Annotated in this window: 10 protein-coding genes; 6 read left to right on the top strand and 4 right to left on the bottom strand. The window is 70.3% G+C overall.

Going from position 1 to position 14851, the window contains the following annotated elements; translation table 11 throughout:
- Positions 1-6 precede the first annotated feature (6 nt).
- On the bottom strand, positions 7-1101 hold the full coding sequence (locus OHO83_RS15935; RefSeq protein WP_330280782.1) for a CAP domain-containing protein: 1095 nt from the start codon (positions 1099-1101) through the stop codon (positions 7-9).
- Between the two features lie 134 nt (positions 1102-1235).
- On the opposite strand from OHO83_RS15935, the gene OHO83_RS15930 reads away from it, so the two are divergent.
- The 4 genes from OHO83_RS15930 (at position 1236) to OHO83_RS15915 (ending at position 7847) form a co-directional block, all read left to right on the top strand.
- Complete coding sequence (locus OHO83_RS15930) at positions 1236-1517, top strand: acylphosphatase (RefSeq protein WP_330279623.1); 282 nt, start codon at positions 1236-1238, stop codon at positions 1515-1517.
- Between the two features lie 381 nt (positions 1518-1898).
- A complete protein-coding gene (locus tag OHO83_RS15925) occupies positions 1899-2102 on the top strand; it encodes a hypothetical protein (RefSeq protein ID WP_100595048.1) in 204 nt (67 codons plus the stop codon).
- 267 nt (positions 2103-2369) lie between these two features.
- On the top strand, positions 2370-6122 hold the full coding sequence (locus OHO83_RS15920) for an AAA family ATPase (RefSeq protein ID WP_330279622.1): 3753 nt from the start codon (positions 2370-2372) through the stop codon (positions 6120-6122).
- A 300-nt stretch (positions 6123-6422) separates the two neighbouring features.
- Positions 6423-7847: a sugar porter family MFS transporter gene (locus OHO83_RS15915; protein ID WP_266674589.1), complete on the top strand. Its 1425-nt coding sequence runs from the start codon at positions 6423-6425 to the stop codon at positions 7845-7847.
- Between the two features lie 40 nt (positions 7848-7887).
- Here OHO83_RS15915 and OHO83_RS15910 read toward each other — a convergent pair whose 3' ends face one another.
- Both OHO83_RS15910 and OHO83_RS15905 read right to left on the bottom strand, forming a co-directional pair.
- Positions 7888-8868 (bottom strand): LLM class flavin-dependent oxidoreductase, encoded by a 981-nt coding sequence (locus tag OHO83_RS15910; RefSeq protein WP_266674591.1) that lies wholly within the window; start codon positions 8866-8868, stop codon positions 7888-7890.
- A 65-nt stretch (positions 8869-8933) separates the two neighbouring features.
- Complete coding sequence (locus OHO83_RS15905) at positions 8934-10382, bottom strand: cytosine permease (protein WP_266674593.1); 1449 nt, start codon at positions 10380-10382, stop codon at positions 8934-8936.
- 406 nt (positions 10383-10788) lie between these two features.
- Here OHO83_RS15905 and ftsY point away from each other — a divergent pair, with 406 nt between their 5' ends.
- Complete coding sequence (gene ftsY, locus OHO83_RS15900; protein WP_266674595.1) at positions 10789-12003, top strand: signal recognition particle-docking protein FtsY; 1215 nt, start codon at positions 10789-10791, stop codon at positions 12001-12003.
- 112 nt (positions 12004-12115) lie between these two features.
- On the opposite strand, the gene OHO83_RS15895 is transcribed toward ftsY, so the two are convergent.
- A complete protein-coding gene (locus tag OHO83_RS15895; RefSeq protein ID WP_266674597.1) occupies positions 12116-12793 on the bottom strand; it encodes a bifunctional DNA primase/polymerase in 678 nt (225 codons plus the stop codon).
- Between the two features lie 467 nt (positions 12794-13260).
- Here OHO83_RS15895 and nsdA point away from each other — a divergent pair, with 467 nt between their 5' ends.
- The gene (gene nsdA, locus OHO83_RS15890; RefSeq protein ID WP_266674599.1) at positions 13261-14733 is read left to right on the top strand and encodes a transcriptional repressor NsdA; all 1473 of its coding nucleotides are present in this window, start codon (positions 13261-13263) and stop codon (positions 14731-14733) included.
- Positions 14734-14851 lie beyond the last annotated feature (118 nt).

The following is a 14851-nucleotide window of genomic DNA, read 5'->3' as shown; positions in this document are numbered from 1 at the left end:
CCGGCGTCAGAAGCCGAAGTCCTGCGTCCACCACGGGCCGCCCGACCCGAAGTGCACGCCGACACCCAGCGTCTTGTAGTCGCAGTTGAGGATGTTCGCGCGGTGGCCGGGGCTGTTCATCCAGGAGTCCATGACGGACTGGGCGTTGGCCTGGCCGCGGGCTATGTTCTCGCCGCCGAGGTCCGTTATACCGGCCTTCTTCGCGCGGTCCCAGGGCGTTGCACCGTCCGGGTCCGTGTGGTCGAAGAAGCCGCGCGCCGCCATGTCCGCGCTGAAGTTCCCGGCGAGGGAGGCGAGGCCGCTGTCCGCGGTCACCGGGCTGCAGCCGACCTTGGCCCGCTCGGTGTTGACCAGCGCGAGCACCTGGGCCTCGGCCGACGCCTCGCCGGACGGGGCCTTCAGGCTGGGCGCGGCCACCGGGGGCTTCGGCTTCGTGGTGGCGGTCTTCGACGGGGTCGCGGTCCTCGGCGAGGTCGCCTTGCCGTCAGAACCGGAACTGGAGGACTTGCTCGGTGACGCCTTCTTCGACGGGGTGGAAGAAGGCTTCGACGAAGATTGTGAAGGGGAAGCGGAAGGAGAGCCCGAGCGCTCCGAGCTGCGGCTCGCGGAGGACGGGGCGCGGTCGGCGCTGCCGTCCGTCCCGCCCTGAGTCTGGAGCCCCGAGGGGGAGTCGGCGGCACGCACCTTGTCGGCGTCGCCGCCGCCCAGCGAGTAGTTGTCCAGGCCGGGGATCACCCCGGAGGTCACCGCGACGGCGCCCATCGCCACGGCGGCCGAGACTCCGACGAGTCCCGTCCGCACCGGCCTGGCGACGCGGTTCCTGCGGCGGTGCGAGCCGCTGCCCGGGCTCCCGGAGGGTGTGTACACGGCCCGGGGCCCGCCCGGGTAGGTGTCGTCGAAGGCCCGGCCCGGGTCGCCGTTCGCCGTGCCGTACGGGCCGGTGAATCCGTCGGCGGCGTACCTGTCCTCGTGCGCGCCGTCGTACGCGCCGGTCCCCCCGGCCTCGTGCGTACCGTCGTGCCCGGCATACGAACCGGCCGTGCTGTTCGTGGCGCGACCCGTGGCGGCGCGGCCGGCGTCGGAGCGTCGGTGGCGTCCCATCTTGTGGCCTTCCTCGTCCTCGCTGTGGTCAATGTGACTCACCCGTTCGAGTGAGGCGCAGTGGTCCGGGACGGTACCCCAAGGCGCAAGGGGGCGAAGTGCTCCGAGTGCAATTGGCCGGTTAGCGTGCCCCTATGAACGAAGACGTACGCATCACCGCCTGGGTGCGCGGACGCGTCCAACGTGTGGGTTTCCGCTGGTTCACGCGGGCCAAGGCCCTCGAGATCGGCGGCCTGAGTGGCTTTGCTCTCAATTTGGACGACGGCCGGGTCCAGGTCGTGGCGGAGGGGCCGCGCGAGAGTTGCCAGGGCCTTCTCGACTGGCTCCGCGACGGCGACACACCCGGGAGGGTCGCCGGAGTCACGGAGATCTGGGACGCCCCGCGCGGCGGATATGCCGACTTCGCCATTCGCTGAGAAGGACGCGCAGGCCAGGGCCCCGAGAGGCGTTCGTGACATGCCCCGGGCAACTGTGCCGGGCATGAATGACCTGGTGGTTGCCAATAAGGGCTTGTCGTGGCAGGCTCGCAAAGTAAGGATGATCTCCACGCCCCCAGGGGCCCGAAGTGAGGCCGCGCCGGAGTTTTCACGGTGCCGAGCCCCCGGGCGCACCCGCCAATACGGGCTGTGATCGTGTTGACCGTCAAACTTTTTGGTGAGACTCTGGAAGCCCCGCGCACCTTAGCTGTTTGGCATGTATGAACGGCAGCAAGACAACGAGTGCCAAGCACCGCGGGTGCGAATCCCTCACGACCCACACCGCTTCGGTCGGTCACTCATTGTGGAGGACCATCCATCATGGCAAAGGCGCTTCTCGGTTACGTCGGCGGTTCCGACCCGCGACTCCTCGCCGAGATGCGACGGCTCCAGCAGCGCGTCCAGGACCTTGAGTCCGAACTCGTTCGGATCCAGTCCGAGAACGACGCGCTCGCGGCTGCCGCTTCTCACGACTCGCTCCTCGAGAGCATCGACGTACCCCAGGCGGAGCCTGCGCTCACCTGACCACATCCCGCACACGACACCAGTGGTCAGGCAGCCCTTTCATCAAGCCGCTTGATCAGATTTCTCAGATCTGCAAGGGACGCTTTCGCGTCCCTTCTTTCTGACTTTTCGCTCCGCATGCGCCGCCCCGTACCGCGCTCACTCGAATGCCCCGTCAATGCTCCGCGCGTCGACGTCTTTCTTTAACGTCTGATGTGCCCTGCACTTTCCTGGGTGAAACCGCGGGTTCATGGAGTGAGACACACGCGGCGGGTAGAGTCCGGCGGCGTGCACCTCAAGGCCCTGACCCTGCGCGGGTTCAAATCGTTCGCCTCGGCCACCACACTGCGGTTCGAGCCGGGCATCACCTGCGTCGTCGGCCCCAACGGCTCGGGCAAGTCCAATGTCGTGGACGCCCTCAGCTGGGTCATGGGCGAACAGGGTGCGAAGTCGCTGCGCGGCGGCAAGATGGAGGACGTCATCTTCGCCGGCACGACCGGGCGCCCGCCGCTCGGCCGCGCCGAGGTGTCGCTGACCATCGACAACTCCGACGGCGCGCTGCCCATCGAGTACGCCGAGGTCACCATCACGCGGATCATGTTCCGCAACGGCGGCAGCGAATACCAGATCAACGGCGACACATGCCGGCTGCTCGACATCCAGGAGTTGCTCTCCGACTCCGGTATCGGGCGTGAGATGCACGTCATCGTCGGCCAGGGCCAGCTCGACTCCGTGCTGCACGCCGACCCGATGGGGCGCCGCGCCTTCATCGAAGAGGCCGCCGGTGTCCTCAAGCACCGCAAGCGCAAGGAGAAGGCGCTGCGGAAGCTGGACGCGATGCAGGCCAACCTCGCACGCGTGCAGGACCTGACGGACGAGTTGCGGCGGCAGTTGAAGCCGCTCGGGCGCCAGGCCGCCGTAGCGCGCCGCGCCGCCGTCATCCAGGCCGACCTCCGCGACGCGCGGCTGCGGCTCCTCGCCGACGACCTCGTACGCATGCGAGGTGCGCTGCGCGCCGAGGTCGAGGACGAGGCGGCGCTCAAGGAACGCAAGGACGCCGCCGAGGCCGAGCTGAAGAAGGCACTCCAGCGCGAGGCGCTCCTGGAGGCCGAGGTCCGGCAGCTCACGCCGCGGCTCCAGCGTGCCCAGCAGACCTGGTACGAGCTGTCGCAGCTGGCGGAGCGGGTACGCGGCACCGTCTCGCTGGCCGACGCGCGGGTCAAGAGCGCGATGTCCGCCCCCGCGGAGGAACGGCGCGGGCGCGACCCCGAGGACATGGAACGCGAGGCCGCCCGGATCCGCGAGCAGGAGGCCGAACTGGAGGCCGCCCTCGAAGCGGCCGAGCGCGCCCTCGACGACACGGTGGCCCACCGGGCCGATCTGGAACGGGAGTTGGCGGCCGAGGAGCGCCGGCTGAAGGACGCCGCCCGGGCCATCGCCGACCGGCGCGAGGGGCTCGCGCGGCTGAACGGGCAGGTCAACGCCGCCCGTTCGCGGGCCGCCGCGGCGCAGGCCGAGATCGACCGACTTGCCGCCGCGCGGGACGAGGCACGGGAGCGGGCCGTCGCGGCGCAGGAGGAGTACGGGCAGCTCAAGGCCGAGGTCGACGGGCTCGACGCCGGGGACGCGGAGCTCGGGGACCGGCACGACGCGGCCAGGGCCGCCCTCGCCGACGCGGAGTCCGCGCTGACGGCGGCCCGGGAGGCCCTGACGTCCGCGGAACGCAAGCGGGCGGCGGTTTCGGCCCGGCACGACGCCCTCGCGCTCGGGCTGCGTCGCAAGGACGGCACCGGCGCGCTGCTCGGCGCCCGCGACCGCCTGACGGGAGTGCTCGGCCCCGCGGCCGAACTGCTCTCCGTCACCCCCGGCTTCGAGGTCCCGGTCGCCGCGGCGTTCGGTGCCGCGGCCGACGCCATCGCCGTGACCACGCCCGCCTCCGCCGCGGAAGCGATCCGCCTCCTGCGCAAACAGGACGCGGGGCGCGCGGCACTGCTGCTGGCGGGGGAGGAGGACGCGTCCGGTGTGGCCGGGGGCGTGCCCGCGTCGTCGGCTGAGGGGTCGCCTCCCGGCGGAGGGCCTCTTGGTGGCGGGTCAGCGGACGGTGGGCCTGAGGCCGGTGGTGACGGTGGGGTGGCCCATGCCGCGAGGGGTGCTTCGGCGGCCAGGGCGGCCGGTGACGGTGACGGGGCCGGTGGCGTCGGGAGTGCGTACCCGGGACGGCCCTCGCGGGGCGGGGACGGGCCGCCGCTCGTGGCCGGTTTCGTGCGGGGACCCTCGGAGTTGATGCCTGCCGTGCGGCGGCTGCTGCGGGGGATCGTGGTCGTCGGGACGCTCGAGGATGCCGAGGATCTCGTCTACGCACGGCCCGACCTGACCGCGGTCACCGCCGAAGGGGACCTGCTCGGGGCGCACTTCGCCCAGGGCGGCTCGGCCGGGGCGCCCAGTCTTCTCGAGGTGCAGGCCTCCGTCGACGAGGCCGCGGGCGAGCTGACCGAACTCGGGGTGCGGTGCGAGGAACTGGCCGAGACGCAGCACAGCGCGGTCGCGCGGCGCGCGGAGGCCGCCGCGCTCGTGGAGGAGCTGGGGGAGCGGCGCCGGGCCGCCGACCGGGAGAAGTCGTCCGTGGCGCAGCAGCTCGGCCGGCTGTCCGGACAGGCGCGGGGCGCCGCCGGGGAGGCTGAGCGCAGCGCCGCCGCGGCCGCCAAGGCGCAGGACGCGCTGGAGAAGGCCGTACAGGACGTCGAGGAGCTGGCCGAACGGCTCGCCGTCGCCGAGGAGATGCCGGCGGACGAGGAGCCGGACACCGCGGTACGCGACCGGCTCGCCGCCGACGGGGCCAATGCCCGCCAGACAGAGATGGAGGCCCGGCTCCAGGCGCGTACGCACGAGGAGCGGGTGAAGGGCCTTGCCGGACGCGCCGATTCGCTGGACCGGGCGGCCCGTGCGGAGCGCGAGGCACGCGCGCGTGCGGAGCGGCAGCGCTCCCGGCTGCGCCACGAGGCGGCCGTGGCCGAGGCAGTGGCCCTCGGCGCCCGGCAGCTCCTCGCCCATGTGGAGGTCTCGGTCGGGCGGGCCGAGCAGGAGCGGGCGTCCGCCGAGAGCGCCAAGGGCGAGCGGGAGCGGGAGCTCGTCGCCGAGCGGGCCCGGGGCCGGGACCTGAAGGCGGAGCTCGACAAGCTGACGGACTCGGTGCACCGGGGCGAGGTGCTCGGCGCCGAGAAGCGGCTGCGGATCGAGCAACTGGAGGCCAAGGCGCTGGAGGAACTCGGTGTCGAACCGGCGGGACTCGTGGCGGAGTACGGGCCGCAGCAGCCCGTACCGCCCTCGCTCCCGGCAGAGGGCGAGGAACTGCCCGACGACCCCGAGCACCCCCGCAACCAGCCGCGGCCGTTCGTGCGCGCGGAGCAGGAGAAGCGGCTCAAGTCAGCCGAACGGGCGTACCAGCAGCTCGGGAAGGTGAATCCGCTGGCTCTCGAGGAGTTCGCCGCGCTGGAGGAGCGCCACAAGTTCCTCAGCGAGCAGCTCGAGGACCTGAAGAAGACGAGGAGCGATCTCCTTCAGGTGGTGAAGGAAGTTGACGAGCGCGTCGAGCAGGTCTTCACCGAGGCGTACCGGGACACGGCCCGGGAGTTCGAGGGCGTCTTCGGCCGGCTCTTCCCCGGCGGCGACGGACGGCTGATCCTGACCGATCCCGACAACATGCTCACCACGGGCGTCGATGTGGAGGCCCGCCCTCCGGGCAAGAAGGTCAAGCGGCTGTCTCTGCTCTCCGGGGGCGAGCGTTCCCTGACCGCGGTGGCGCTGCTCGTCTCGATCTTCAAGGCACGGCCGAGTCCCTTCTACGTGATGGACGAGGTCGAGGCCGCACTCGACGACACCAACCTCCAGCGGCTCATCCGCATCATGCAGGAGCTCCAGGAGGCCTCCCAGCTCATCGTGATCACGCACCAGAAGCGCACGATGGAGGTCGCCGACGCGCTCTACGGGGTGTCGATGCAGGGTGATGGTGTGTCGAAGGTCATCAGTCAGCGGCTGCGCTAGCCGCACGCGGGTCCGTCCGGTGACCGATCACCGTCCCCGCCGGATCCCGGTCACCGGTGCTGTATCGGCTCCAGCGTCAGCTCCAAGATCAATCACAGGTTCCCGTTCAATACTTGAACGATGCCTGCCACCAGGGCTTCTGAAGTTCACAGTTACCCCCCTCTTGACTTCGAAACTTGAAGGCATAGTCTCTGCAACGTTGCTTTTACCTTCAGGTGGTGGGCGGCGTGAAGTTGTGCGCCACTGGAAGGGCTCTCACCCCCACCCCCGGCACCGCTGCCCGGGGCCCGAGGAGTACACGTGACCAGCACAGCGAAGCCGCCAAGCGCCCGAGAGGCTCACCCCGACCATCTCGGCCACGTCATCTTCATCACGGCGGCGGCCGCGATGGGCGGCTTTCTCTTCGGCTACGACAGTTCCGTGATCAACGGAGCCGTCGAGGCCATCCGTGACCGGTACGACATCGGCTCCGGAACGCTCGCCCAGGTCATCGCCATCGCCCTGATCGGCTGTGCGATCGGTGCGGCCACCGCCGGCCGTATCGCGGACCGCATCGGCCGTATCCGCTGCATGCAGATCGCGGCCGTCCTCTTCACGATCAGCGCCGTCGGCTCCGCGCTGCCCTTCGCCCTCTGGGACCTGGCCTTCTGGCGGATCGTCGGCGGCTTCGGCATCGGCATGGCCTCCGTCATCGGCCCGGCCTACATCGCCGAGGTCTCGCCGCCCGCGTACCGCGGCCGCCTCGGCTCCTTCCAGCAGGCCGCGATCGTCGTCGGCATCGCCATCTCGCAGCTCGTCAACTACGGCATCCTGCAGGCCGCCGGCGGCAACCAGCGCGGTCAGGTCCTGGGCCTCGAGGCCTGGCAGGTCATGCTCGGCGTGATGGTCATCCCGGCCGTTCTCTACGGCATGCTGTCCTTCGCGATCCCCGAGTCGCCGCGCTTCCTCATCTCGGTCGGCCGCGAGGCCAGGGCCAAGGAGATCCTCGCCGAGGTCGAGGGCACGAAGATCGACCTGGACGTCCGCGTCGCCGAGATCGAGCACGCGATGAAGAGCGAGCACAAGTCCACGTTCAAGGACCTGCTCTCCGGCAAGGGCAACGGCGGTCTCTACTTCAAGCCGATCGTCTGGATCGGCATCGGCCTCTCGGTCTTCCAGCAGTTCGTCGGTATCAACGTCGCGTTCTACTACTCCTCGACGCTGTGGCAGTCGGTCGGCGTGAACCCGACGGACTCGTTCTTCTACTCGTTCACCACGTCGATCATCAACATCATCGGCACCGTGATCGCGATGCTCCTGGTGGACCGCGTCGGCCGTAAGCCGCTCGCCCTGGTCGGTTCCGCCGGTATGGTCATCGGTCTCGCGCTGGAGGCCTGGGCGTTCTCGTACGACCTGGTGGACGGCAAGCTGCCGGCCACGCAGGGCTGGGTCGCCCTGATCGCGGCCCACTTCTTCGTCCTGTTCTTCGCCCTGTCGTGGGGTGTCGTCGTCTGGGTCTTCCTCGGCGAGATGTTCCCGAACAAGATCCGTGCCGCGGCGCTCGGCGTGGCCGCGTCCGCGCAGTGGATCGCCAACTGGGCCATCACCGCGAGCTTCCCGTCGCTGGCCGACTGGAACCTCTCGGGGACGTACATCATTTACACAATCTTCGCCGCGCTCTCGATCCCCTTCGTGCTCAAGTTCGTGAAGGAGACCAAGGGCAAGGCGTTGGAGGAGATGGGTTAAGTCCCCGCTGCCATCTCCTCACCCTCGTCACTGCCCCGGCTCAGACCGCAAGGTCTTCGAGCCGGGGCAGTACGTTTTCGCAGAACAGATGCAGGCTGCGCCATCCCTCGTCGACCGGCATACCGCCCGACAGCGGGTGCAGCACATAGCTGTCGAGGGCCTGCTCCACGCACTCGTCGGGCGTGAGGATCCGGTAGACGCCCTCGGCGCGCAGCTCGTCGACCGTCGTCGCCCCGGACTTCACCGCCGACTTGATGTCGCCCGACTGCCAGGACGCGTACGTCCGCGCCTCGTGCAGGAAGTGCTCTCCGTGCTCGGCCCACACGCGGTCGGGGTCCTCGGCGACGTGCAGCAGCGGGGTGACCGCCGCCGGCATCATGGTCCAGCCCTCGGTGCCGTGCTCGACGAGCTGTTCCTTGTAGTACGCCTCGAGTTCGGGCAGATGCGCGCTCGGGAAGAACGGCAGGCCGAGGCGGGCCGCGCGCCGCGCCGCCGCCCGCGAGGAGCCGCCGACCAGGAGCAGCGGGTGGGGCTGGGTGAAGGGACGCGGTGTGACGCGGACCGTGCGGCCGCGGAAGCTGAACTCCTCGCCCGTCCACGCCTTGAGCAGGGTGTCGAGGAGCTCGTCCTGGAGCTTGCCCCGCTGCTTCCACTCGACGTCGAACTGGCCGTACTCCTCGGGCCGGTAGCCGATGCCGGCCACAGTGACGAGCCGGCCGCCGCTGAGCAGATCGAGTACGGCGATGTCCTCCGCGAGGCGCAGCGGATCGTGCAGCGGGCCGATGATCGCGGAGACCGTGACGGCGATGCGCCGGGTCGCGCCGAAGACGGCGCCCGCGAAGGTGAAGGGTGACGGCAGCCAGTTGTTGGCGACGCCGTGGTGTTCCTCGGTCTGGACGGTGGAGATGCCGCGGTCGTCGGCGTACGCCGCCATCTCGACGGCCGCCCTGTATCGGGCGCTCAGCGATTCGGGCGTCGCCGCGGGGTCCACGAGGTTGAAGCGCACGACCGTGACGGGCATGAGAAGTCCCCCTTCACAGGGCGGAGTCGGGCCGCTGGTGAAGGGGGACGGTAGCTGACGGAGCGTCAGACGGCCAGTGTCTCGCGCTTCTCTTCGCCGGAGGGTCCGGGCGGGACGGCGACGGCGGGCTTCGGCAGGACGATGTACAGCAGGCCGGAGATCACGATCGTGGCGACCCAGCCGAGGCCGTACTCGCCGATCGGGTTGTTCGCGGCGAGCGGGCCGGTGAACCAGTCGGACGTGGTGAACATCAGGCCGCCGACGAGGCCGATGGCCCAGGAGGCGACGGCCGCCGGGCTGAAGCCGGCCTTGTACCAGTAGGCGCTGGTGCGCGTCGTGTCGACGAGGGCCTCGGCGTCGTACTCCGTGCGCCGCAGCATGTCGGCGCCGAAGACGCCGACCCAGGCGGAGAACGCCACTGCGAGCAGCGACAGGAAGGCGATGAACGAGCCCATGAAGCTGGTCGCGACGAGCATCAGGATGCCGCCGAAGATCAGCGAGATCAGCGCGTTGATCGAGACGGCCCAGTGGCGCGGGACCTTGAAGCCGAGGGTCTGGGCGGTGAAGCCCGCCGAGTACATCGACATCGAGTTGATCAGCAGCATGCCGACCAGGGCGATCAGGAGGTAGGGGACCGCGATCCACAGCGGCAGGATCTCGCCGAGGAAGGAGACCGGGTCGGCGGCCGAGGCCAGGTCGGGTGTGGACACGGCCATGACGGCGCCCATGAGGATCATCGGCAGGACGACGATGCCGGCGCCGCCGACGGAGTTGCGCACGATCGCGGCCGACGAGGCCGTGCGCGGCAGGTAGCGCGTGAAGTCCGGCGACGAGGGGATCCAGCTGACGCCGCCCGCGGCGATCAGACCGATGCCGGCGACCATCAGCGACATCTTGCCCGCGGGCTGGTCGAAGACGCGGTTCCAGTCGGTGTTGGCGATGAGGTAGACCAGCACGAGGACCGAGAAGAGACCGAAGAGGTACGTCGCGTACTTGTTGCACTTCTGTACGGCGTTGATCCCGAGGCCGGAGATCACGAACGTCGTGACGACGAAGAGCAGCAGCGTGACGATCACCAGGACGTCGTTGCTCTTCACCCCGAAGAGGATGTCCAGGACGGTGAGCACCGCGTAGGCGCCGGTCACCGCGTTGATCGTCTCCCAGCCCCAGCGGGCGACCCAGATGAGCGAACCGGGCAGCAGATTGCCGCGCTGGCCGAAGACCGCGCGTGACAGGGCCATGCCCGGCGCACCGCCGCGCTTGCCGGCGATGCCGATCAGGCCGACGAGGCCGTACGAGACGACGGGGGCGGCGATCGCGACGACGAGCGCCTGCCAGAAGTTGAGCTTGTACGAGACGACCAGGCTCGCGCCCATCGTGAGCAGCAGCACACTGATGTTGGCGGCGACCCAGGTGGGGAACAGTTCACGGGTCCTGGCGGTGCGCTCGGACTCGGGGACGGGCTCGATGCCGCGGGTCTCGAGTGTGCCTTCGGATACGGCGGTCTTGCTCATGCGGTGGGGTTCCGTGCCTCTCGCTCGGCTCCGTGGGTGGTGGTGGGGGGAGCCGGTGGGGGGTGTGGGGAGGGGACGCGATGGACTCTACGCGCGTTGACGCAGCCTCTTCCATCGTACTTTAGTCCGAGTAATGCACTCAAGTGCCTTATGTTCTTTGGAGGAAACCACAAAGGAGCCGGGTGACGGTTCACGAAATGGGCCATCACACGCCCTGGGTGCGCTGTGCGTACCGGGACCCGTTTCCCGCGTCCCGGTGCTGATGCCGGACGGGTTGTGACTCCGCCCCGGAGGGCTCCTCGCCGACACACGGTCGGACGGCGGGCCGGCCCGGCCCGTAGGGGCACGCAGCCCCGCGCCGGCAACGAGGGGGTATCGCGCTCGGTCACGCCATACTGGACCCGTTATGGAAATCGTCATCCTTGCTGTAGTCATCGCCGTGGTCGTGATCGGCGCACTCGGCGGGCTCGTGGTCGGCAGCCGCAGAAAGAAGCAGCTGCCCCCGCCGCCCCCCTCCGTGCCCGACATCACCGCCCCTCCGGCCGAGCCGCACGTCGGCGAAGAGGCCGAGACGCCGCGCGACGAACCCCGCCGCACGATCGAGGAGGTCGACCTCCCGCTCGTCGAGCCGGAGCCGTCCGCGCCCATCGCGGTGGAGGAGCCCCCGGCTCCGGCCGCGCCCGAGATCGAGGTTCCGGAGCCGACCGCGGGGCGTCTCGTGCGTCTGCGCTCCCGGCTCTCCCGCTCGCAGAACGCGCTCGGCAAGGGGCTGCTCACGCTCCTCTCGCGCGAGCACCTGGACGAGGACACCTGGGAGGAGATCGAGGACACCCTGCTCACCGCCGACGTCGGCGTGCAGCCCACGCAGGAGCTCGTCGACCGGCTGCGCGAGCGCGTCAAGGTGCTCGGCACCCGCACGCCCGACGAGCTGCGCGCGCTGCTGCGCGAGGAGCTGGTCCAGCTTCTCGTCCCGGAGTTCGACCGCTCGGTCAAGACCGACTCGAACCTCGACACCCCGGGCATCGTGATGGTCGTCGGGGTCAACGGCACCGGCAAGACCACCACCACCGGCAAGCTCGCCCGCGTCCTGGTGGCCGACGGCAGGAACGTGGTGCTCGGCGCCGCCGACACCTTCCGCGCCGCCGCCGCCGACCAGCTCCAGACCTGGGGCGAGCGCGTCGGTGCCCGCACCGTGCGCGGCCCCGAGGGCGGCGACCCCGCGTCCATCGCCTTCGACGCCGTCAAGGAGGGCATCGAGGAGGGCGCGGACGTCGTCCTCATCGACACCGCGGGCCGGCTGCACACCAAGACCGGCCTCATGGACGAGCTCGGCAAGGTCAAGCGCGTCGTCGAGAAGCACGCCCCGCTCGACGAGGTCCTCCTCGTGCTCGACGCGACGACCGGGCAGAACGGCCTGGTCCAGGCCCGCGTCTTCGCCGAGGTCGTGGACATCACCGGCATCGTGCTCACCAAGCTCGACGGCACGGCCAAGGGCGGCATCGTCATCGCGGTGCAGCGCGAGCTGGGCGTGCCGGTGAAGCTGATCGGCCTGGGCGAGGGCCCCGACGACCTGGCTCCGTTCGAGCCGGAGGCGTTCGTGGACGCGCTGATCGGCGAGTAGCCGTACGGACGTGTCTTCGCACAGGGAAGCGCCCGCTCCTCAGGGAGCGGGCGCTTCCCTGTGCGCGGGCCGCCGCCGGGCACTCTCGTTCGGACCGGGCGAGCGAAGGGCCCTAGACCGCCGGCGAGCGATGGGCCACGTACGCCAGGGTGCCGAGGACGAGGCGGGCCTGCGGGGGCTGCGTCGCCGAGTCGAGTCCGGGGGAGCGCAGCCACCGGACCGGGCCGAGGCCGCCGCGGTCGGAGGGCGGGGCGGTGATGTGGGTGCCGGGGCCGAGCGCGTGCAGGTCGAGGGCCGCGTCGTCCCAGCCCATCCGGTACAGAAGTGAGCCGAGTTCGGCGGCGGAGCCCGGCGCCACGAAGAAGTGGGCGCGCCCCTCGGGCGTCGCCGTCACGGGGCCGAGCGGCAGCCCCATCCGCTCCAGGCGGACGAGTGCGCGACGGCCGGCCGCCTCGGGTACGTCGATGATGTCGAACGCGCTGCCGACGGGCAGCATCACCGCGGCGCCCGGGAACTGCTCCCAGGCCTCGGTGACCTCGTCGAGCGTGGCACCGGCGGGGACGGTCGGCGCGTGGTCGATGGGGTGCGCGCCGGGCGAGGGGCAGTCCGCCTTGCCGCAGGAGCAGGCGCCTGCCGAGGCCCGTGTCCCCGGCACCGCCTCCCAGCCCCAGAGCCCGGTGAACTCGGCCACCGAGGTGCAGTCCGACGCGCGGCCCGCAGTGCGGCCGCGGCGACGTGTGCCGGACCGGATGTCGAGAATCCCGCGGCTGCCGCCGATCGTGAAGCCCATGCCCCCTCCAACGGGTCCTGCGCACCGGTGGTTACGAGACGGAATCGGATCGTTACCCTCTGCTTCGCGGGGTCGTGAACCGCCGACTCGGGGCGGCGCTCGAGAGCTTCGGAGGTGGTGCACCCGGTGTCGCACGCCCCGGCGTACACCGCTCCGCCCACTTTCGGCCGTCCTATGTCAAGTGAATCGTGTGTGGCGCTCCCCTAGTTCATTCGAAGGGGTGGCGAATGGTGGCGTTTCCGGGTTCGCCATGGCCGGAGGGGTGATCGTAGGATTACTTTCAGTACACGAGCCCCTGGGGCGTATGCACTCCTGGGTATGCCGCAGGCAAGTCGGTTTCCTGTTCGAGGAGTGACAACCACCGGACGGGCGGCCGTCGTTGACGGCATGCTGGTAGGGCTTGACGCACATCGCACCCGGCAACAGCGGGGTGGCGAAGAGGTGGCTTCAGGGATGGGGGCGTTCCAGTGGGCGGCAGCGACGGAAGCGTGACGAACGCTGAGAAGCGCCCCAATGAGCTGCTGAGCTCGTGGTTCCTGCGCAGCGGCTGGTCCAAGGGTGAGCTGGCGCGCCAAGTGAACCGCCGGGCACGGCAGTTGGGCGCCAACCACATCTCCACGGACACCTCACGCGTGCGCCGCTGGCTCGACGGTGAGAATCCGCGCGAGCCGATCCCGCGGATCCTGTCCGAGCTGTTCTCCGAGCGCTTCGGCTGCGTCGTGGCCGTCGAGGATCTCGGGCTGCGCGCCGCGCACCAGTCGCCCTCCGTGTCCGGCGTCGACCTGCCGTGGACGGGCCCGCAGACGGTGGCGCTGATCGGTGAGTTCTCCCGCAGTGACCTGATGCTGGCGCGCCGCGGATTCCTCGGCAGCGCCCTCGCGCTCTCCGCGGGCCCCGCGCTCATCGAGCCCATGCAGCGCTGGCTCGTGCCCTCGCCGGGGACCCCGGTGGCGGAGCCCGACCCGGCGGCCCTGCGCCGGGGGAACCGGCTCTCGAAGCCCGAGCTCGACCTCCTGGAGTCCACGACGGTCATGTTCCGTCAGTGGGACGCCCAGTGCGGCGGCGGGCTGCGCCGCAAGGCCGTGGTCGGCCAGCTGCACGAGGTGACCGACCTGCTCCAGGAGCCCCAGCCGGAGGCCACGACGAGGCGGCTCTTCAAGGTCGCGGCCGAGCTGGCCGAGCTGGCCGGCTGGATGAGCTACGACGTGGGCCTCCAGCCCACCGCCCAGAAGTACTTCGTCCTCGCCCTGCATGCGGCCAAGGAAGCCGGCGACAAGCCGCTCGGCTCGTACGTCCTGTCCAGCATGAGCCGGCAGATGATCCACCTCGGCCGGCCCGACGACGCGCTGGAACTCATCCATCTCGCGCAGTACGGCAGTCGCGACTGCGCCAGTCCGCGCACGCAGGCCATGCTGTATGCGATGGAGGCCCGCGCGTACGCGAACATCGGGCAGCCCGGCAAGTGCAAGCGGGCCGTCCGGATGGCCGAGGAGACCTTCCACGACGCCGACGACTGGGACGACCCGGACCCCGACTGGATCCGCTTCTTCTCCGAGGCCGAGCTGCACGGGGAGAACTCGCACTCGTTCCGCGACCTCGCCTACGTGGCGGGCCGCAGCCCCACGTACGCCTCGATGTCCGAGCCCCTGATGCGGCGCGCCGTCGAGCTCTTCGAGAAGGATGCCGAGCACCAGCGTTCGTACGCGCTGAACCTGATCGGGATGGCGACGGTGTATCTGCTCCAGCGTGAGCCCGAGCAGTCCACGGTGCTCGCCGAGCAGGCCATGATCATCGCCAAGAAGGTGCGCTCCGAGCGGGTCAACACCCGTATCCGAAAGACCGTGGACACCGCGGTCCGTGAGTTCGGGGACGTCGCCGAGGTCGGGCACCTGACCGACCAGCTCGCGATCCACCTGCCGGAGACCGCCGAAGCGGTCTGAACCCATGTCCCCGGCCGCGGCCGGCTGTCCCGGACTGCCCGACTCGGCTCCCCCGTGCCAGGTCAACCGGACGGCCCGCCGCGGCCGGCCTTTGTTGGTTGCGTCACGATAACGATCG

Source organism: Streptomyces sp. NBC_00569, assembly GCF_036345255.1.
Taxonomy (GTDB): Bacteria; Actinomycetota; Actinomycetes; order Streptomycetales; family Streptomycetaceae; genus Streptomyces.
The sequence above is the reverse complement of the archived record's forward strand: the minus strand, read 5'-3'. Positions and strand labels throughout refer to the sequence as shown.

Coding starts and splice junctions, on each gene's coding strand:
- OHO83_RS15935 (WP_330280782.1), bottom strand. CDS start 1,101: ATGGGACGCCACCGACGCTCCGACGCCGGCCGCGCCGCCACGGGTCGC.
- OHO83_RS15930 (WP_330279623.1), top strand. CDS start 1,236: ATGAACGAAGACGTACGCATCACCGCCTGGGTGCGCGGACGCGTCCAA.
- OHO83_RS15925 (WP_100595048.1), top strand. CDS start 1,899: ATGGCAAAGGCGCTTCTCGGTTACGTCGGCGGTTCCGACCCGCGACTC.
- OHO83_RS15910 (WP_266674591.1), bottom strand. CDS start 8,868: ATGCCCGTCACGGTCGTGCGCTTCAACCTCGTGGACCCCGCGGCGACG.
- OHO83_RS15905 (WP_266674593.1), bottom strand. CDS start 10,382: ATGAGCAAGACCGCCGTATCCGAAGGCACACTCGAGACCCGCGGCATC.
- ftsY (WP_266674595.1), top strand. CDS start 10,789: ATGGAAATCGTCATCCTTGCTGTAGTCATCGCCGTGGTCGTGATCGGC.
- OHO83_RS15895 (WP_266674597.1), bottom strand. CDS start 12,793: ATGGGCTTCACGATCGGCGGCAGCCGCGGGATTCTCGACATCCGGTCC.